The following is an 18,124-nucleotide window of genomic DNA, read 5'->3' on the forward strand; positions in this document are numbered from 1 at the left end:
ATCCAAAAGGCCACTCAATCCGCCTGAAACACCGCGCCGCCAGGTTTCAGGGCCGCTTCGCGCCTCAGCGGGAGCAAGCTCCCTCGCCACAGAAGGCTCCCAGGCCAGGAAGCAGCACCTGTCTTATTCGCCGTGGTAAATGCAACCGCTGGTGCAGGTCTCGTGGATGCGGATGGCGCTGAGTTCCGGCAGCAACGGCTTCAACTCATTCCAGATCCACTTGGCCAAGACTTCGCTGGTGGGGTTTTCCAGGCCAGGGATGTCGTTGAGGTAGTTGTGGTCCAGGCGTTCGTAGAGCGGTTTGAAGATCGCCTTGATCTCCGAGAAGTCGCGAATCCAGCCGGTGTGCGGATCGATATCGCCGCTCAGGTGGATCGCCACCTTGAACGAGTGACCGTGAAGGCGGCCGCACTTGTGGCCGTCCGGCACGTGGGGCAGGCGGTGGGCGGATTCGAAGGTAAACTCTTTGAAGATTTCCACAGGTTCGGGCTCTTTAGATATCGGTCGCGAGGCAGGCGGCGGAGTTTATCAGTTTGATCACGGCGTTGCGCGACCGTGCTGACTAAAGGGTCAGCAAACGCTCGCCCAAGCCACCGTTGGCCGTCAGCTCCAAAAACTCATCACCGAGCCGCCGGCTCTCATCCATCGCCGTGCGCCAATACTTGCGGCGGCTCGAGTCATCGCCCATGAAGCGCTTGAAATCGTTGCGGTCCGGCAGCTTGCCGTAGGGCAGGCGCGCCAGGTATTCCCGGGATGGAGCCAGCAGCAATACGTCTTGCAGGCGTTCGACGTTGCCCCGGCGCCACGGCAGGCCCTTGTCGAACCAGCCGGGAATGACCCGGTCGGTGAAGTGCGGGTACAGTACGATATCCTCGCCGCTGTACGGCAAGTCCAGGTGATAGTCCAGCAAACCGCCGTCGCGAAAGGTGCCGGCACCGGCACCCGGCAGGTCGCGCACGCCTTCCATGACCATCGGGATCGAGCCCGAAGCCAGCAGGGCCTGGCGCAGGTTGCCGGCCGCCAGGGGCACGAAGCGCGACGGAAAGTCATTCAGCGGATGCAGGGGCGGGGCCAGGCGCGGGTCATGGATGATCAACCGTTCGAAATGCCGCGACAACCGCCCACGGCCCCGCAGGTTGTCGGCGATCACCGACGACAATCCCAGGCCCAGCCGGCCGCGATGATCCTGGGCGAGCAGACCATGGCTCTTGACGACCATGATGTTGAGCCGGTATCGCGGGTTGTCGAGGATCGAAGTGTCGCGGCCGTCGAGCAAGTCATCGAGCATGCGCTGCGAACTCTGGCTGACCCCGGCCATGGTCACGCCTTTGGCGAAGCTTTGTTCGTTGTACAAAGTGCCCAGGCGTCGGATCCCTTCGGCGGCATCCGGCAGGCAGGCGCTGGCGAAGCGCCACGCCCCCACCGAGGCCCCGATCAGCGAGCGCTCCCGGGGCGCGGCGGGTAGCCATTCGCCGAACAGCGCAAGATCGAGCCCCTGGATGCCCAGGGCCTTGGGCCCACCGGCGGCGCCCGGCAGGATGCCGACGTCGACGGCGTTCAAGCCGGCCTGGCGAATCCGTCCGAACGCACGGGGGCCGGCCTTGAGGGTGAGGGCGGGAAACTTGATGTGGATAGCAGTCATACCAGTCTCGAATACGGTAGGCGGCTGATTATAACGACACAAGTCAATGTGGGAGCGAGCCTGCTCGCGATAACGTCGGTTCAGCTACATCGATGCCAGGCAGAGAGACCGCTATCGCGAGCAGGCTCGCTCCCACAGAGGATTTTTCACGCATGATGGCCATTCAGTTTCAGTTAAGTTCACCCCGATACAGTCCCCCGGCAAAGATTATAAAAAGGAGACAACCGATGAACCGCCTGACTGCCTTTTTCATCGCGACCCTCATGGCCCTCGGTACGAGCCTGGCTCACGCACGAGACCTGGGCGTGGACGAAGCCCGTAAGCTGCAAGACGCTGGTACCATCCTGTCCGTCGAAAAGCTCGATGCCGCCGCCCTGGCCAAGCACCCTGGCGCCACCTTGACCGAGACCGAGTTGGAGGAAGCGTACGGCAAGTACATTTACCAGGTGGACCTGCGCGATACGAAGGGCATTGAGTGGGACCTGGAATTGGACGCCACCAACGGCAAGGTACTCAAGAATCATCAGGATCTGTAATGAAGCTTAATTTATGCGCCCGCAGCCGATGGGCGCTGGCGCTGCTGGCGTTTTGTTCGCTGGCCATGGCCCGTGACCTGGACCAGGACGAGGCCCTGCAACTGCGCCAGCAGGGCGTTATCCTGCCGCTGGAGCATCTGTTGCAACAGGCGCTGGACCGCCACCCGGGCGCCAAACTGCTGGAAGCCGAGTTGGAGGAGAAACACGGCGTCTATATTTACGAAGTCGAGCTGCTGGACACCGACGGCGTCGTGCGCGAACTGGACCTGGAGGCCGCGACCGGCCGTTTACTCAAAGATAAGGAAGACTGATGCGCCTGCTTCTGGTGGAAGATCACGTGCCCCTGGCGGACGAATTGATGGCCGGGCTTGCACGGCAAGGGTACGCCGTCGATTGGCTCGCCGACGGGCGCGACGCGGTGTACCAAGGCAGCAGCGAGCCCTACGACTTGATCATCCTCGACCTCGGCCTGCCAGGTGTGCCGGGGCTCGACGTGTTGGCCCAGTGGCGTGCTGGTGGCCTGGCGACGCCGGTGTTGATCCTCACCGCCCGAGGGTCCTGGGCCGAGCGCATCGAGGGGCTCAAGGCCGGCGCCGATGACTACCTGACCAAGCCGTTTCATCCTGAAGAACTGCACTTGCGGATCCAGGCACTGTTGCGCCGCTCCCATGGGCAGGTCAACCAGCCGACGCTCAAGGCCGCCGGGTTGCACCTGGATGAGAGTCGCCAGTGCGTGGTCCGCGACGGCACCGACATCCAGCTCACGGCGGCCGAGTTTCGCCTGTTGCGCTATTTCATGCTGCATCCCGAACAGATCCTTTCCAAAAGCCATCTCGCCGAACACCTGTACGACGGTGAGACCGAGCGCGATTCCAACGTGTTGGAAGTTCATGTCAATCACCTGCGGCGCAAGCTGGGACGCAGCGTAATCGAAACCCGTCGCGGCCAGGGTTACCTGTTCGGCGGGCAGGCGCAGTGAGATCCATCCAGCGGCGCCTGAGCCTGGGCCTGATCGGTGTAATGCTGGTGGTCGGCCTGATCCTGGCGCAAACCAGCCTGTGGCTGTTCGAGCTGGGCTTGCAGCGTTACCTGGAAGCCGGCCTGCGCAACGACAGTGAAAACCTGCTGGTGGCCCTGGTGCGCGGCCCGCTGGGCTTGCAACTGGATGAACGGCGCCTGTCGCCGGCCTATCAGCGACCGTTCTCCGGGCATTATTTCCGCATCGATTTTGCCGATGTGCACTGGCGTTCCCGCTCGCTGTGGGACCAGGAGTTGCCCCGGCTCGACCACCCAGGCTTGCACAGCAATCTGCAACTGGGCCCGGAGGGCCAGAAGCTGCTGGTGCTGCGTACCGACTATCGGCGGCTGGGCCAGGCGATTTCCATCAGCGTGGCCCAGGACTATACGCCGGTGCGTGACAGCTTTCGCCGGATGCAACAGGTCGGCCTCGGGCTCGGGTTGGCGGGGCTGTTGCTGATCCTGTTGCTGCAACGCCTCACCGTGCGCCGGGCCTTGCGTCCGCTGGACCGGGCCCGGGAGCAGATTGCCCAGTTGCAGCGCGGGCAGCGCACGCAACTGGACGAACAGGTGCCACGGGAGCTGGAACCGTTGGTCGCGCAAATCAACCATCTGCTGGCCCACACCGAAGACAGCCTCAAGCGTTCGCGCAACGCCCTGGGCAACCTCGGCCATGCCTTGAAAACCCCATTGGCGGTGCTGCAAAGCCTGGCATCGAACGAGAAGCTCGACCCCTATCCCGAGCTGCGCAAACTGTTGCTCGACCAATTGGAGCAGGTCCGCCAGCGCCTCAACCGTGAACTCAACCGTGCCCGGCTGTCCGGCGATGCCTTGCCCGGCGCGCACCTGGACTGCGACGCCGAACTGCCAGGGCTGCTGGCCACGCTGAACATGATCCATGGCGAGCACCTGCACCTGAGCTACGTCGCCCCACCGGGCCTGCACCTGCCCTGGGACCGTGAAGACTTGCTGGAACTGCTGGGCAACCTGCTGGACAACGCCTGCAAATGGGCCGATGCCGAGGTGCGCCTGACCCTGACCGAAACCGCCGAAGGGTTCAGCCTGGCGGTGGAGGACGATGGCCCGGGCATTCCCGCGGACCGCCGCGAGCAGGTGTTCAGCCGCGGCACGCGATTGGACGAACAGACCGATGGCCACGGCCTGGGCCTGGGCATCGTGCGGGACATCGTCGACACCTGGGGCGGGCTGTTGGCGTTGGATGACAGCGAGTGGGGTGGGTTGAAGGTTGTGATCGAGTTGCCCAGGCGCTGAGGTCTGCATTAACCCTTTATGCTGGGCCACAGATCCTCTGTCTGACTTGGCCCCTGTGGGAGCGAGCCTGCTCGCGATGACGTCCGCTCAGCCATATCAATGTCTACTGACATACCGCTATCGCGAGCAGGCTCGCTCCCACATTGGTTTGTGGTGACTGCAAACCTTGTGAAAACCCGCCCCACGGCCCTTGCAGCTTGCCGCCGCTTGCTGCAAAGTCGCGACCTTTTTGTCCGGTGGCTTTCCATCGCTGTGCGTTGAGGTAACGATGATAAATGCAGTAATTGCCGCGGTTGGCGTCATGCTCGTGCTCAGCCTGTCTCGTGTGCACGTGGTGATCGCGCTGATTATCGGCGCGTTGGTGGGCGGCCTGACGGGCGGCCTGGGGATCGAGGCGACGCTCAAAGCGTTCAATGCTGGTCTGGGTGGCGGTGCGACGGTGGCATTGTCCTATGCCTTGCTCGGCGCCTTCGCCGTGGCGATTGCCAAGTCCGGCATGGCCCACGCCCTGGCGGACAAAGCCCTGGCCCTGGTGGATCGCCAGGACGTCGCCGGTGGCTCGGGCGTCAAATGGGTGCTGATCGGTCTGCTGGGCACGGTCGCGGTCGCTTCCCAGAACATCCTGCCGATCCACATCGCTTTCATCCCGCTGCTGGTGCCGCCGCTGCTCTACGTGCTGACCAAGCTGCAGCTGGACCGTCGTTTGATCGCCTGCGTCATGACCTTCGGTCTGATCACCCCCTATATGTTCCTGCCGGTGGGCTTCGGCAACATCTTCCTCAATGAAATCCTGCTGGCCAATGTCGCCCGCAGCGGCGTCGACATCAGTGGCATCAATATCACCCACGCCATGGGCATCCCGGCGCTGGGCATGGTGTTTGGCCTGGCGCTGTCGTTCATCACGTACCGCAAGAAACGCGTCTATGACCTGAAGAAGATCGCCAAGGCCGAGCAAGTGGCCGTGCGCTACAACCCGCTGAGCCTGATCGTGGCCGGGGTTGCGGTGGCGGCGGCATTCGCGATCCAGCTGCTGGTGGACTCGATGATCATCGGCGCCCTGGCCGGGTTCCTGATTTTCTCGCTGTCGGGGGTGGTGCGCTGGCGTGAGACGGACGACCTGTTCACCGAAGGCATGAAGATGATGGCGATGATCGGCTTCATCATGATCGCCGCCTCAGGGTTCGCCGAGGTGATGAAGGCCACCGGTGAAGTCCAAAGCCTGGTGGAAGCTTCGGCGGCCTGGATCGGCCACAACAAGGGCATCGGCGCGCTGATGATGTTGCTGGTGGGCCTGCTGGTGACCATGGGCATCGGCTCGTCGTTTTCCACGGTGCCGATCCTGGCGACGATTTTCGTGCCGCTGTGCCTGCAGTTGGGCTTCAGCCCGCTGGCAATCGTCTGCATCGTCGGCACCGCCGGCGCCCTGGGCGATGCCGGCTCGCCTGCCTCGGACTCGACCCTGGGCCCGACCTCCGGCCTGAACATCGACGGCCAGCATCATCACATCTGGGACACCGTGGTCCCGACCTTCATCCACTACAATCTGCCGCTGCTGGCGTTTGGTTGGGTGGCGGCGATGGTGTTGTAAGGCTGATTCAACAAGACTCAAGGACTGAGTCGCAACCTTCGCGAGCAAGCCCGCTCCCACACTGGATCTGCTGTGAACACAGAATATGTGTACACCAGCAATCCCTTGTGGGAGCGGGCTTGCTCGCGAAGAGGCGCTTGAATCCAGCGACTCTGCCAGCTGACTGTTCACCTTGCCCTACAGTTTTGCCGTGCGCTGCCGTTAATACAGCTAACCACGCCAATAACACCAACAAGAGTGAACAGCATGCGCCTGAGCCTGAAGGCTAAAGTCCTGTCCCTTGCGATACTGCCGGTATTGCTGTCCGCCGTGATCATCAGCCTGACCACGGCTTTCATCTTGAAGGAACAAGCGAGTAAAGAAGTCCAGCAAACCCGCGAGCGCCTGCTCAGCGAGGCCAAGGCCACGCTGCAGAACTACGTGGCGGTGGGCCTGACCGCGATCAAGCCGCTCTACGATGCCGCCGCGCCGGGTGATAACGAGGCGCGCGCCCAGGCCATCAAGCTGCTGTCGAACATCAGCTACGGCAAGGACGGCTATTTCTTCGGTTACGACTCCGAGACCATTCGTCTGTTCAAGGCCAACAGCCCCGATGGCGTGGGCAAGAGCTTCAAGGACAACCGCGATCCGAACGGTGTCTACGTCAACCGCGACCTGGTGAAAGTCGCCAAGGACGGCACGCATTACCTGGAATACAGCTCGCCGCTGCCCGGCAGCAAGGACCTGGTGCCCAAGCTCGGCTACACCGAATACCTGCCCAAGTGGGACCTGGCGGTTGGTAGTTCAGTCAACCTGGACGGCATCGAAGCCCAGGTGGCGCTGGTGGAAGCCAAGGTCCACGATCGCCTGCAAGGCGTGGTACTGAGCATCGTCGGGATCGCCGCCGTGGTGTTGCTGGTGATTGCAGTGGTGGGCCTGGTGCTCGCCAACACGATCCTGCGCCCCCTGCACCTGATGAAAGACAACCTCGATGACATCGCGGCGGGCGAGGGTGACCTGACCCGGCGCCTGGCGATTACCAGCCAGGATGAACTGGGCCAACTGGCCGGTTCGTTCAACCGCTTCGTCGACAAGATCCACGGCCTGGTGCGGCAGATCACCGACATGACCTCGCAACTGACCGGCCTGGTGACCCAAGTCTCCGAGCAGGCCCAGCGCTCCGAGCAGGCGATGGAGCGTCAACGCCACGAAACCGATCAGGTTGCCACGGCGATCAACGAGATGTCCTCGGCGGCCCAGGAAGTCGCTCGCAGTGCCCAGGGCGCTGCCGTCGCGGCCCAGCAGACCGACGAAGAAGGCCAATCGGCCAAGCGCGTGGTGGCAGGCAGCATCCAACAGATTCATGCGCTGGTGAACGATATCCGCAGCAGCGGCGTGTCCTTGGACAGCCTGCAGCAAGATGTGGCCTCGATTGTCAGTGTGCTCGGGGTGATTCGTTCGATCGCCGAGCAGACCAACCTGCTGGCCCTCAACGCCGCCATCGAGGCCGCGCGTGCCGGCGAGGCGGGGCGTGGGTTCGCGGTGGTGGCCGATGAAGTGCGGGCCCTGGCCAGCCGGACCCAGCAAAGTACCCAGGAAATCCAGGGCATGATCGACCGCCTGCAATCGGGTACCCACGCGGCAGTGGAAGCGATGCGTCGTTCCAGCGAGGCCGGCGATGGCACCTCGGAACGGGCCAACGAGGCGGGCGCGTCCCTGGACACCATGGCGCAGCTGATCGGCACCATCAACTCGATGAACGCCCAGATCGCCAGCGCCGCCGAAGAACAGACTGCCGTGGCCGAAGAAATCAACCGCAGCGTGCATCAGATCGCCGTGGCCGTGGACAGCGTCGCCGACGAAACCCAACTCGGCGCCCAGACGTCCCGCAGCCTGGCCGACCTGGGCCAGCGCCTGGGTCAACTGGTGGGGCAGTTCCGCATCTGACCCGGGGCAGCAGGAGCTGCCGAAGGCTGCGATCTTTCGCTCTCGATCCAGATGTTTTCGCCTGGGCTACCAGGCCCTATCGGAAGCGGAGGATCGCAGCCTTCGGCAGTTTCTGCCGGGAGCTAAAGATTTGTGGCATGCAGAATCTTGTGTCCATCACAAATCCCCTGTGGGAGCGGGCTTGCTCGCGAATACAGTGTGTCAGTCAATGTATTCACTTCTGACACACCGCCTTCGCGAGCAAGCCCGCTCCCACATTTGTTCGGTGGCGACTATGGCTCGCGCACATCCCGCATCAACAACCCAAACCGCAGATCCACCGCATCCGGGATCGGCACGTACACCACATGCCCATCCCCCGGTGCCACTTCGATGGCCTGGCCCTTGATGTCCTGCAACTGATGCAGGTCGAAGTGAAAGTTGCCCTTGGGGGTCATCAGTTCCATGTGATCACCCAGGCCAAAACGGTTCTTCACCCGCACTTCGGCCAGGCGTTCGCGCCGTTCGCCGGTCAGTTCGCCGACGAACTGCTGGCGCTCCGACACTGAGCTGCCGTTCTGGTAGTTCTGGTATTCGTCATGCACGTGGCGTCTCAGGAAGCCTTCGGTGTAGCCACGCTGGGCCAGGGACTCCAGGTCGGTCATCAGGCTGCGGTCGAATTCCCGGCCGGCCACCGCATCATCGATGGCCCGGCGATACACCTGGGTGGTGCGCGCGCAATAGAAATGCGACTTGGTCCGGCCTTCGATCTTCAAGGAATGCACGCCCATGCGCGCCAGGCGCTCGACGTGTTGCACGGCCCGCAGGTCCTTGGCGTTCATGATGTAGGTGCCGTGCTCGTCCTCGAAGGCCGGCATGGATTCTTCCGGGCGGTTGGCCTCCTGGAGCAGAAACACCTGGTCGGTGGGTGCGCCGAGGCCCAGGGTCGGTTCGGGCCGATAGCTCTGCACAATGTCGCCCACGGCATTTTCCACCGCCGGCTGCGCCGAGTACTTCCAGCGGCAGGCGTTGGTGCAGCTGCCCTGGTTGGCGTCGCGCTTGTTCATATAACCGGATAGCAGGCAGCGCCCCGAATAGGCCATGCACAGCGCGCCATGGACGAACACTTCCAGCTCCATGGCCGGGACTTGCTCGCGAATCTCGGCGATTTCTTCCAGGGACAGTTCCCGGGACAGGATGATCCGGCTCAAGCCCTGCTGCTGCCAGAACTCAACGCTTGCCCAGTTCACCGTGTTGGCCTGCACCGACAGGTGAATCGGCATCTGCGGAAAATGCCGGCGAACCAGCATGATCAACCCCGGGTCGGACATGATCAGCGCGTCCGGCGCCATGGCAATCACCGGTTCGAGGTCTTTGAGGAAGGTCCGCAGCTTGGCGTTGTGCGGGGCAATGTTCACCACCACGTAGAAGCGCTTGCCCATGGCCTGGGCCTCGGCGATGCCCAAGGCCAGGTTCCCGTGGTCGAATTCGTTGTTGCGCACCCGCAGGCTGTAGCGCGGCTGGCCGGCGTACACCGCGTCGGCACCGTAGGCGAAGGCATAACGCATGTTTTTCAGGGTGCCGGCGGGTGCCAGCAGTTCGGGGGCGGCGAGGGTCATGGTGGGGTCGGGTCGCAAAAAGCGCGGAGGGTACGCCAGGGCCGGCCAGGCCTTATTGACTTGGATCAAGGGCACAACGCAAGCGTGATGGCACTCCGGCGAGTCCTGGCTGACTAATGTGTATCCCGCCTTTGGACATGGAAAGCTGATGAATCGAAAGATGCTGCAAAACAAAGCCCAGATGTTGCTGCTGGTGCTGGTCACGGTCGCCTTTATCTGGATTCTGCTGCCGTTCTACGGGGCGGTATTCTGGGCGGTGATCCTGGGTATCGTCTTTGCGCCGATGCAGCGCCGTCTGCAGTTCAAGTTCGGTTGGCACCGCAATCTCACATCGTTGTTCACCTTGAGCATCTGTGTGGTCATCGCGATCCTGCCGGTGATCGTCATCAGCATGTTGCTGGTCCAGGAGGGAGCGGCGCTGTACAAGAGCCTGGAAAGCGGAGAGCTGGACATTGCCGATTACCTGGCCCGCTTCAAGGATGCCTTGCCGCCGTACTTCCAGCACCTGCTGGACCGCTTCGGCCTGGGCAACCTGAACGGCTTGCGTGACAAGATCGTCAAGAGCGCGATGCAGGGCAGCGAATTCTTCGCCACCCAGGCCTTCAGTTTCGGTCAGGGTACCTTTCAGTTCCTGGTCAGCTTCTTCGTGATGCTCTATCTGCTGTTCTTCTTTCTGCGCGACGGTGCGGAGCTGGTGCGCAAGGTGCGCACGGCCATTCCCTTGGCGGAACATCAAAAACGCCGCTTGCAGTTGAAATTCAATCGGGTGGTGCGGGCTACCGTGAAAGGCAACCTGTTGGTCGCCATTACCCAAGGTGCGCTGGGTGGGCTGATCTTCTGGATCCTGGGGATCCCTACGGTATTGCCCTGGGCGGTACTGATGGCGTTCCTGTCATTGTTGCCTGCGGTGGGGGCAGGTCTTGTCTGGGCGCCGGTGGCGGTGTATTTCCTGCTCTCGGGAGCGATTTGGCAAGGCGTGGTGCTGACGTTGTTCGGGGTGTTCGTGATTGGCCTGGTGGACAATTTCCTGCGACCGATCCTGGTGGGCAAGGACACCAAGATGCCCGACTACCTGGTGCTGGTCTCGACACTGGGTGGGCTGGCGGTGTTCGGACTGAACGGCTTCGTGATCGGGCCGCTGATCGCGGCGTTGTTCATGTCGTGCTGGGCCTTGTTTGTCGAGGGCTCGCCGCGGGTGCAACTGCCCTAGGCGTTCATCAGGTAGGGGCCGATACGTTGTGACAGCGCCTCGGCGGCGGGCAGTGAAGTCAGCGGGCCGCTGATGGTCACGCCGTCCTGCACCAGATACCAGCAGGCCAGCAACCCGAGCTCCCGGAGTGGGGCGGGGACGGCGCTGCCAATGACAGACATGATTTGAACCTTGGGCATGGGAAACCTCCATCAATCGATGGGGTTACCTTAAGGCTCAGGGGGAAGGACGGAAAATCTACTGGCTCAATAGTAGGAATCGATGCCGCTCAATCGACGACCAGATCGAGCATGTGCACCACTTCCTGCTCATTGAGCAGGCCCTTGCGCACCAGGTTTTCCGCCAGCAGGGAAAGGAATTTGGCGCTGCGGTGGCCTTCCAGTTGCTTGAGTTCGGTCAGTACGTTGTACACCTTGCTGGAGGTGCACAGGCCGACAATGCGATGGGGGTTTTGTGTGGGCATACCTTCGTCCTTGTTTTTATGAAGCTGTTGTTGGCGGACAGGACCAGTGTGCGGCCCTGTCATGACGCTCACGTGACAGCTTGGGTTGTCGGAAAAAGAAAGCAGGATCCGGACCATATTGCCTTTTTGGTGCCGGATTGTTGTTCCGGCAGCGACCTCGGCCAGGCTTATATGGCCATCCACCTGTTTTTTGCCCACAAAAAAGCCCCTGGATCTTTCGAACCAGGGGCTTCTTGTGTGTTGCTGTCTGGCTCCACGACCTGGACTCGAACCAGGGACCCAGTGATTAACAGTCACTTGCTCTACCAACTGAGCTATCGCGGAATGGCGCGTATGTTACTGATTGGAAAAGAGAAGTCAAGCGTCTATTGCCGGGCGGCGCATTCCTGCTGCCCATTGAAGGACAATCAACGATTGGCAGTTACCGCATGGGCAGGAGAGGGCTACCATGGTTGCCCGGAAGTGGCAGGACGCACTGCCGGCCATTCGCCGACATTGAGGTACGCGCCATGAACCATCTGTTACCCCTTCACACAGCCCGTCGCGCCGAGGTGTGCCTGTGAGTACCGCCCAGATCAGTTTGCCCAAGGGCGTGGGGCCTCATGCCGAGAAACTGTACGACGCCATTACCCAGGCCAGCACCGCCGAGGCGCTGAATCGCGCCGGTGGCAAGGCCGAGGGGTTTGTCCTGGGGTTGGAAAGCACCAAGGCGATCAAGAGCCAAGTGGCCGAGTCGTTGTATGTCATCTATGACGATGCGGCGAGCCAGCGGGCGACGGAGCTGTAGCTTCAGCCAGAGTGTCGTGCCCGGTGCTTTTGTGGTCTTGTTTTTGTGGTTTTGTTTTTGTGGTTTTGCTTTTGTGGCGAGGGAGCTTGCTCCCGCTGGGCTGCGAAGCAGCCCCAAAATGCTTGGTTAAATCAGTCTGAAATACCGAGGTGGTTGGTTTTAGGGCTGCTGCGCAGCCCAGCGGGAGCAAGCTCCCTCGCCACAGAAACAAAACCACAGAAGCAGGCCACAAAAACATCGGGTCAAAAAAAGGGAAGCCAATGGCTTCCCGTTTTTTCATCCAGCGTCGAGGCGTCAGATCACCTGGACGATGGCCTTGGTCACCGCTTCGATGTTGTTCTGGTTCAGCGCGGCCACGCAGATGCGACCGGTGTCCAGGGCATAGATACCAAACTCGTTGCGCAGGCGCGTCACTTGTTCAACGGTCAGGCCGGAGTAGGAGAACATCCCGCTCTGGCGGGCGACGAAGCTGAAGTCGTGGTGCGGCGCGGCCTTGGCCAGCATGTCGACCATCTGGTCGCGCATGCCGCGAATCCGCAGGCGCATTTCGGCCAGTTCGGCTTCCCATTGCGCGCGCAGCTCGGGGCTGTTGAGCACAGCGGCGACGATGCTGGCGCCGTGGGTTGGCGGGTTGGAGTAGTTGGTGCGGATCACGCGCTTGACCTGGGACAGCACGCGGGCGCTTTCTTCCTTCGATTCACTGACGATCGACAGGGCGCCAACGCGCTCGCCGTACAACGAGAACGATTTGGAGAACGAGCTGGAGGCAAAGAAGGTCAGCCCCGACTCGGCGAACAGGCGTACAGCCGCCGCGTCTGCGTCGATGCCTTCGCCAAAGCCCTGGTAGGCCATGTCCAGGAACGGTACGTGGTTCTTGGCCTTGACGACCGCCAGCACGTTTTTCCAGTCTTCCGGGCTCAGGTCCACGCCGGTCGGGTTGTGGCAGCAAGCGTGCAGCACAACGATCGAACGGTCGGGCAGGGCGTTGAGGTCTTCCAGCAGGCCGCTGCGGTTCACGTCGTGGGTGGCGGCATCATAGTAGCGGTAGTTCTGCACCGGAAAGCCGGCGGTTTCGAACAGGGCGCGGTGGTTTTCCCAGCTCGGGTCGCTGATGGCGACGACGGCGTCAGGCAGCAGTTGCTTGAGGAAGTCGGCACCGATCTTCAGTGCGCCGGTGCCGCCCACGGCCTGGGTGGTGATGACGCGGCCGGAAGCGATCAGCGCCGAGTCCTTGCCGAACAGCAGGGTCTGTACGGCCTGGTCGTAGGCGGCAATGCCGTCGATTGGCAGGTAACCACGGGAAACGTGCTGAGCCACGCGAATCGTCTCGGCTTCGACAACGGCGCGCAGCAATGGAATGCGCCCTTCCTCGTTGCAGTAAACACCCACGCCCAGGTTCACCTTATTGGTACGGGTGTCGGCGTTGAAAGCTTCGTTGAGGCCCAGGATGGGGTCGCGGGGTGCCAATTCGACAGCGGAAAACAGGCTCATTAGTGCGCGGCTCTGAATGGAGAGTGAGGGGACGTGTGGCGCTCCAGCCGAATGCACTAGAGCGGTGCACAAACGGGGAGCTAGTATAGAGGCCATCACCCGGCACGGCGACAGGCGATTCGGCTTTTACGGTAAGTTTTTTCGATTTTTTTCGACCGTTAGTCCTCTCGCCGCGTCAAAGTCTTCAAGGCGTGTAGGACGTTCGTCTTGAAAGCGAAGGCATTCACCTCCACATTGTGTGCATCCCAGCTTTTTCCTCGGGCGACATCAGTCGTTTCGGTCTTTCTCGTTCCTGTCGGCTGGCCGACAGGGGTGAATCCAGAGGTTATGTCATGTCTGAATTCCAGCTAGTCACCCGCTTCCAGCCCGCCGGCGATCAGCCGGAAGCCATCCGCCTGATGGTCGAGGGTATCGAGGCCGGGCTGGCGCACCAGACGTTGCTCGGTGTGACCGGTTCGGGCAAGACCTTCAGCATCGCCAATGTGATCGCCCAGGTGCAGCGCCCGACCCTGGTACTGGCGCCGAACAAGACCCTGGCGGCGCAGCTCTATGGTGAGTTCAAGGCGTTTTTCCCGAACAACGCCGTGGAGTACTTCGTTTCCTACTACGACTACTACCAGCCCGAGGCCTATGTGCCGTCCTCGGACACCTTCATCGAGAAGGATGCCTCGATCAACGACCACATCGAACAGATGCGACTGTCGGCGACCAAGGCGTTGCTCGAGCGCAAGGACGCGATCATCGTCACCACGGTGTCGTGCATCTACGGCCTGGGCAGCCCGGAAACCTACCTGAAGATGGTGCTGCACGTGGACCGCGGCGACAAACTCGACCAGCGTGCCTTGCTGCGTCGCCTGACGGACTTGCAGTACACCCGCAACGACATGGATTTCGCCCGGGCGACGTTCCGGGTGCGCGGCGATGTGATCGACATCTACCCGGCGGAATCGGACCTGGAAGCGATCCGCATCGAGCTGTTCGACGATGAAGTGGAGAGCCTCTCGGCGTTCGACCCGCTGACCGGCGAAGTGATCCGCAAGTTGCCCCGCTTCACTTTCTACCCCAAGAGCCACTACGTGACGCCTCGGGAAACCCTGCTGGACGCCATCGAAGGGATCAAGGTCGAGTTGCAGGAGCGCCTGGAGTACCTGCGTTCGAACAACAAGTTGGTGGAAGCCCAGCGCCTGGAACAACGCACCCGCTTCGACCTGGAGATGATCCTGGAGCTTGGCTACTGCAACGGCATCGAAAACTACTCGCGCTACTTGTCGGGTCGCCCGGCGGGTGCGCCGCCGCCTACGTTGTATGACTACTTGCCCGCCGATGCCTTGCTGGTGATCGACGAATCCCACGTCAGCGTGCCCCAGGTTGGCGCCATGTACAAAGGCGACCGTTCGCGCAAGGAAACACTGGTGGAGTACGGTTTCCGCCTGCCCTCGGCCCTGGACAACCGGCCGATGCGTTTTGACGAATGGGAGAGCGTGAGCCCACAGACGATTTTCGTCTCGGCCACGCCTGGCAACTACGAGGCCGAGCATGCCGGTCGCGTCGTCGAGCAAGTGGTACGGCCGACTGGGCTGGTGGACCCACAAGTCGAGGTGCGTCCGGCCCTGACCCAGGTCGATGACCTGCTGTCGGAGATCACCAAGCGCGTGGCGGTGGAGGAGCGGGTGCTGGTCACCACGCTGACCAAACGCATGGCCGAAGACCTCACCGACTACCTGGCCGACCATGGCGTGCGGGTGCGTTACCTGCACTCGGACATCGACACGGTGGAGCGGGTCGAGATCATCCGTGACCTGCGCCTGGGCACCTTCGATGTACTGGTGGGCATCAACCTGCTGCGCGAAGGCCTGGACATGCCGGAAGTGTCGCTGGTGGCGATTCTCGATGCGGACAAGGAAGGTTTCCTGCGTTCCGAGCGTTCGTTGATCCAGACCATTGGTCGCGCGGCACGTAACCTCAATGGCCGGGCGATCCTGTATGCCGACCGCATCACCGGTTCCATGGAGCGGGCCATCGGCGAGACCGAGCGCCGCCGCGACAAGCAGATCGCCTTCAACCTGGCCAACGGCATCACCCCCAAAGGCGTGTTCAAGGACGTCGCCGACATCATGGAAGGCGCCACCGTGCCCGGCTCACGCAGCAAGAAGCGCAAGGGCATGGCCAAGGCCGCCGAAGAGAGCGCCCGCTACGAGGCCGAACTGCGCTCGCCGAGCGAAATCACCAAGCGTATCCGGCAGTTGGAAGAGAAGATGTACCAACTGGCCCGGGACCTGGAGTTCGAGGCGGCGGCGCAATTGCGCGATGAGATTGGCAAGTTGCGGGAGCGGTTGCTGACCGTTTGAGTTTTGCGGTGGTTTCGATGGCCTCTTCGTCGGAACGCCGCCCGGAGCAAGCCCGCTCCCACAGTTGACCGAGTCGTCCAGGCTGCATGCGATCTCCTGTGGGAGCGGGCTTGCTCGCGAAGGAGGCGACTCGGTCTGAGAGATGCCACACAAATCCCGCTCTCACTGGAGCCCGCCCGCCATCGCCTGTTACCATTCGCCCCCTGTTCGATCTTCGCTTTTATATTCTTTCCGAGACATGCCATGACCACCGTCCGCACCCGCATCGCGCCTTCGCCTACTGGCGATCCCCATGTCGGCACCGCCTATATCGCTTTGTTCAACTATTGCTTTGCCAAGCAGCATGGCGGCGAGTTCATCCTGCGGATCGAGGACACCGACCAGTTGCGTTCGACCCGCGAGTCCGAACAGCAGATCTTCGATGCCCTGCGCTGGTTGGGGATCGACTGGAGCGAAGGCCCGGACGTCGGCGGCCCGCACGGCCCGTATCGCCAGAGCGAGCGCGGCGAGATCTACAAGCAGTACTGCCAGCAGCTGGTGGACATGGGGCACGCGTTCCCTTGCTTCTGCACCGCCGAAGAACTGGACCAGATGCGCGCCGAGCAAATGGCCCGTGGCGAAACCCCGCGCTACGACGGCCGGGCGCTGCTGCTGTCCAAGGAAGAAGTCGCCCGTCGCCTGGCCGCTGGCGAGCCCCACGTGATTCGCATGAAAGTACCGACCGAAGGCGTCTGCGTCGTGCCGGATATGCTGCGTGGCGATGTCGAGATCCCGTGGGATCGCATGGACATGCAAGTGCTGATGAAGACCGATGGCCTGCCGACGTACTTCCTGGCCAACGTGGTCGACGATCACTTGATGGGCATCACCCACGTCCTGCGCGGTGAAGAATGGCTGCCGTCGGCGCCGAAACTGATCCTGCTCTACGAATACTTCGGCTGGGAACAGCCGCAGCTGTGCTACATGCCGCTGCTGCGTAACCCGGACAAGAGCAAGCTGTCCAAGCGCAAGAACCCGACCTCGGTGACGTTCTACGAGCGCATGGGCTTCATGCCCGAGGCCATGCTCAACTACCTGGGCCGCATGGGCTGGTCGATGCCGGACGAACGCGAGAAGTTCTCGCTGCAGGAAATGGTCGAGCACTTCGACCTGTCGCGCGTCTCCCTGGGCGGGCCGATCTTCGACGTCGAGAAGCTGTCGTGGCTCAACGGCCAGTGGCTGCGGGACCTGCCGGTGGAAGAGTTTGCCGCTCGCGTGCAGAAGTGGGCATTGAACCCTGAGTACATGATGAAGATCGCTCCCCATGTGCAGGGCAGGGTAGAGACCTTCAGCCAGATCGCCCCGCTGGCCGGTTTCTTCTTCGCCGGTGGTGTGACGCCGGACGTGAAGTTGTTCGAATCCAAGAAGCTCTCCGGCGACCAGGTGCGCCAGTTGATGCAACTGATCCTGTGGAAGCTGGAAAGCCTGCGTCAGTGGGAGAAGGACAGCATCACCGCGACCATCCAGGCCGTGGTGGAGTCGCTGGAGTTGAAATTGCGCGATGCCATGCCGCTGATGTTCGCCGCCATTACCGGCCAGGCCAGCTCGGTTTCGGTGCTCGATGCGATGGAAATCCTCGGGCCGGACCTGACCCGTTTCCGTCTGCGCCAGGCCATCGATCTGCTCGGTGGCGTGTCGAAGAAGGAAAACAAGGAGTGGGAAAAACTGCTGGGCGCGATCGCCTAAGCGCTCCATGAGGCAGGACATACCCCGGTTTTCCGGGGTTTGTCGGTAAGTGATTGTTATCCCGGCAAAAAATTTTCAAATTTGTTGAAAATAAATTTGACAGCCCTCCGTTACGCCCTTAAGATTCGCCCCGTCCTCAGCGATGAGGGGCTATAGCTCAGCTGGGAGAGCGCTTGCATGGCATGCAAGAGGTCGACGGTTCGATCCCGTCTAGCTCCACCAATTTACACTTCAAGGCCTGGCCACACCGGCCTTGAAGCGATCAACACTCAGCGTTGATCAGTTGTATAGAAGGGTTTGCGTCCCCTTCGTCTAGTGGCCTAGGACACCGCCCTTTCACGGCGGTAACAGGGGTTCGAGTCCCCTAGGGGACGCCAGTTTTACAGAAGCGATGTTGCAAGATGTCGCTCCGCCGCGAGGCGAAAAATCCGGGGCTATAGCTCAGCTGGGAGAGCGCTTGCATGGCATGCAAGAGGTCGACGGTTCGATCCCGTCTAGCTCCACCAATTTACACTTCAAGG

16 protein-coding genes and 4 tRNA genes are annotated in these 18,124 nt (G+C 61.8%); 13 read left to right on the forward strand and 7 right to left on the reverse strand.

What is annotated here, in order from left to right:
• Positions 1-123: 123 nt before the first annotated feature.
• Together queD and HU767_RS27040 are read right to left on the reverse strand one after the other, a co-directional pair.
• Positions 124-480: a 6-carboxytetrahydropterin synthase QueD gene (queD, locus tag HU767_RS27035; protein WP_003203918.1), complete on the reverse strand. Its 357-nt coding sequence runs from the start codon at positions 478-480 to the stop codon at positions 124-126.
• 82 nt (positions 481-562) lie between these two features.
• Positions 563-1,642 carry a patatin-like phospholipase family protein gene (locus HU767_RS27040; protein WP_186708715.1) on the reverse strand — a complete coding sequence of 360 codons (1,080 nt, stop codon included), beginning with the start codon at positions 1,640-1,642 and terminating at the stop codon, positions 563-565.
• A gap of 227 nt (positions 1,643-1,869) precedes the next feature.
• Here HU767_RS27040 and HU767_RS27045 point away from each other — a divergent pair, with 227 nt between their 5' ends.
• From HU767_RS27045 to HU767_RS27070, 6 genes are all read left to right on the forward strand, one after another.
• Positions 1,870-2,178, forward strand: a complete 309-nt coding sequence (locus tag HU767_RS27045) for a PepSY domain-containing protein (RefSeq protein WP_186708716.1) — start codon at positions 1,870-1,872, stop codon at positions 2,176-2,178.
• Positions 2,178-2,489: a PepSY domain-containing protein gene (locus tag HU767_RS27050; protein WP_186730955.1), complete on the forward strand. Its 312-nt coding sequence runs from the start codon at positions 2,178-2,180 to the stop codon at positions 2,487-2,489. Before HU767_RS27045 ends, HU767_RS27050 begins: the two co-directional genes overlap by 1 nt.
• Positions 2,489-3,157 (forward strand): response regulator transcription factor, encoded by a 669-nt coding sequence (locus HU767_RS27055; protein ID WP_053123507.1) that lies wholly within the window; start codon positions 2,489-2,491, stop codon positions 3,155-3,157. Before HU767_RS27050 ends, HU767_RS27055 begins: the two co-directional genes overlap by 1 nt.
• On the forward strand, positions 3,154-4,467 hold the full coding sequence (locus HU767_RS27060; RefSeq protein ID WP_186730956.1) for an ATP-binding protein: 1,314 nt from the start codon (positions 3,154-3,156) through the stop codon (positions 4,465-4,467). Before HU767_RS27055 ends, HU767_RS27060 begins: the two co-directional genes overlap by 4 nt.
• A gap of 271 nt (positions 4,468-4,738) precedes the next feature.
• The gene (locus tag HU767_RS27065) at positions 4,739-6,055 is read left to right on the forward strand and encodes a Na+/H+ antiporter NhaC family protein (protein WP_186708740.1); all 1,317 of its coding nucleotides are present in this window, start codon (positions 4,739-4,741) and stop codon (positions 6,053-6,055) included.
• 246 nt (positions 6,056-6,301) lie between these two features.
• The gene (locus tag HU767_RS27070; protein WP_186708719.1) at positions 6,302-7,981 is read left to right on the forward strand and encodes a methyl-accepting chemotaxis protein; all 1,680 of its coding nucleotides are present in this window, start codon (positions 6,302-6,304) and stop codon (positions 7,979-7,981) included.
• A 272-nt stretch (positions 7,982-8,253) separates the two neighbouring features.
• On the opposite strand, the gene yegQ is transcribed toward HU767_RS27070, so the two are convergent.
• Positions 8,254-9,579 (reverse strand): tRNA 5-hydroxyuridine modification protein YegQ, encoded by a 1,326-nt coding sequence (yegQ, locus tag HU767_RS27075; RefSeq protein ID WP_186730957.1) that lies wholly within the window; start codon positions 9,577-9,579, stop codon positions 8,254-8,256.
• Between the two features lie 148 nt (positions 9,580-9,727).
• On the opposite strand from yegQ, the gene HU767_RS27080 reads away from it, so the two are divergent.
• Positions 9,728-10,789, forward strand: coding sequence for an AI-2E family transporter (locus tag HU767_RS27080; RefSeq protein WP_186708721.1), 1,062 nt, complete (start codon positions 9,728-9,730; stop codon positions 10,787-10,789).
• Here HU767_RS27080 and HU767_RS27085 read toward each other — a convergent pair.
• The 3 genes from HU767_RS27085 to HU767_RS27095 form a co-directional block, all read right to left on the reverse strand.
• Positions 10,786-10,968, reverse strand: a complete 183-nt coding sequence (locus tag HU767_RS27085; protein ID WP_186708722.1) for a hypothetical protein — start codon at positions 10,966-10,968, stop codon at positions 10,786-10,788. The genes HU767_RS27080 and HU767_RS27085 overlap by 4 nt on opposite strands.
• A gap of 89 nt (positions 10,969-11,057) precedes the next feature.
• A complete protein-coding gene (locus tag HU767_RS27090) occupies positions 11,058-11,252 on the reverse strand; it encodes a hypothetical protein (RefSeq protein ID WP_003203896.1) in 195 nt (64 codons plus the stop codon).
• A 248-nt stretch (positions 11,253-11,500) separates the two neighbouring features.
• Positions 11,501-11,576 (reverse strand) — tRNA-Asn (locus tag HU767_RS27095).
• A gap of 235 nt (positions 11,577-11,811) precedes the next feature.
• On the opposite strand from HU767_RS27095, the gene HU767_RS27100 reads away from it, so the two are divergent.
• A complete protein-coding gene (locus tag HU767_RS27100) occupies positions 11,812-12,039 on the forward strand; it encodes a hypothetical protein (RefSeq protein ID WP_014337443.1) in 228 nt (75 codons plus the stop codon).
• Between the two features lie 294 nt (positions 12,040-12,333).
• Here the strand turns inward: HU767_RS27100 and HU767_RS27105 are convergent, their stop codons facing one another.
• Positions 12,334-13,530 carry an amino acid aminotransferase gene (locus tag HU767_RS27105; protein WP_186730958.1) on the reverse strand — a complete coding sequence of 399 codons (1,197 nt, stop codon included), beginning with the start codon at positions 13,528-13,530 and terminating at the stop codon, positions 12,334-12,336.
• Positions 13,531-13,862: 332 nt separating this feature from the next.
• Here HU767_RS27105 and uvrB point away from each other — a divergent pair, with 332 nt between their 5' ends.
• From uvrB to HU767_RS27130, 5 genes are all read left to right on the forward strand, one after another.
• Positions 13,863-15,878 carry an excinuclease ABC subunit UvrB gene (gene uvrB, locus HU767_RS27110; RefSeq protein WP_186730959.1) on the forward strand — a complete coding sequence of 672 codons (2,016 nt, stop codon included), beginning with the start codon at positions 13,863-13,865 and terminating at the stop codon, positions 15,876-15,878.
• A gap of 243 nt (positions 15,879-16,121) precedes the next feature.
• Positions 16,122-17,603 carry a glutamate--tRNA ligase gene (gltX, locus tag HU767_RS27115; protein WP_186708727.1) on the forward strand — a complete coding sequence of 494 codons (1,482 nt, stop codon included), beginning with the start codon at positions 16,122-16,124 and terminating at the stop codon, positions 17,601-17,603.
• 146 nt (positions 17,604-17,749) lie between these two features.
• Positions 17,750-17,825: transfer RNA gene (locus HU767_RS27120), tRNA-Ala, on the forward strand.
• A 79-nt stretch (positions 17,826-17,904) separates the two neighbouring features.
• Positions 17,905-17,980: transfer RNA gene (locus HU767_RS27125), tRNA-Glu, on the forward strand.
• Between the two features lie 53 nt (positions 17,981-18,033).
• Positions 18,034-18,109, forward strand: a tRNA-Ala gene (locus tag HU767_RS27130).
• Positions 18,110-18,124: the final 15 nt, after the last annotated feature.

The sequence above is a fragment of the Pseudomonas sp. SWRI179 genome (genome assembly GCF_014268705.1).
Taxonomy (GTDB): domain Bacteria; phylum Pseudomonadota; class Gammaproteobacteria; order Pseudomonadales; family Pseudomonadaceae; genus Aquipseudomonas; species Aquipseudomonas zanjanensis.